This window comes from Halorubrum sp. Atlit-26R (genome assembly GCF_003666015.1).
Taxonomy (GTDB): Archaea; Halobacteriota; Halobacteria; order Halobacteriales; family Haloferacaceae; genus Halorubrum.
The window spans coordinates 1-801 of the sequence record NZ_QPLT01000177.1 but is presented as its reverse complement, the minus strand read 5'-3'; the positions used below and the strand labels follow the sequence as shown (position 1 = coordinate 801).

1 protein-coding gene is annotated in these 801 nt (G+C 42.7%); it reads left to right on the top strand.

The features are described 5' to 3' along the window. Nucleotides 1-65: 65 nt before the first annotated feature. Nucleotides 66-801: hypothetical protein (locus tag DVK07_RS20010; protein WP_233565553.1), on the top strand; the 736-nt coding region annotated here is incomplete at its 3' end.

Below are 801 nucleotides of genomic sequence, written 5' to 3'. Positions count from 1 at the left end.
AAATAAAAATAGCAAAGAATCTCACTTCTTTTGCTAATACGAACGGAGGGACTGTCGTTGTCGGCGTGCCTGAAAAAGACGGTCACCCCACGGAACCACAAAATATTGAGAATCCACATTCTCTGATTGATGAGATACATGAGACGATCTCGTCGCGAGTATCCCCAGTAATCACGCCAGAATCAACTATTGCTGAATTTGATGGAAAGACTATTCTTGGACTCTCGATTACAAATTCTGACAAACTACACAGCATCGCTCTGGATATGGATCAGCCTGTGTTTCCCGTTAGACATGGTCCCCAGACACGATATCTGAGCGGCGAAGAAGTCACAGAGCGGATTGGCTCTACACAATCTAGTGAATCCGATGACGAGGATGAAACTGATTTCTTGCGACTACCTGATGAGGTATTAGAATCTGATCAAGAATCATATTTTATTGAAGCTCCGGATGGCCACATCTCGGATATTTGTGTATTTTCTAATAATTACTATCCGGAGCATCCCAAAAGAATAGTTCTGAGAAGTGATTACATCTCCGAGAATAGAGCTGAGGATATATTCGCTAATCTTGATCGGATATTTGACCTCTCAATCGGTGACGCCAATTACACTATCAATGAATCAAATGGAGCATGGATTGGCAAGGGGTGTTACGGATTTGTTAGAAATCTTCGATCGCGACATGAACGCCACAGACGAGTTATTGAGTCGGGATACAATCTAAAGCAGTACGGAAACGAGCAAGCTATTCTGATAGCAGATATTGGTGGAATCTATCCAGAGTCAACCGTTGTGA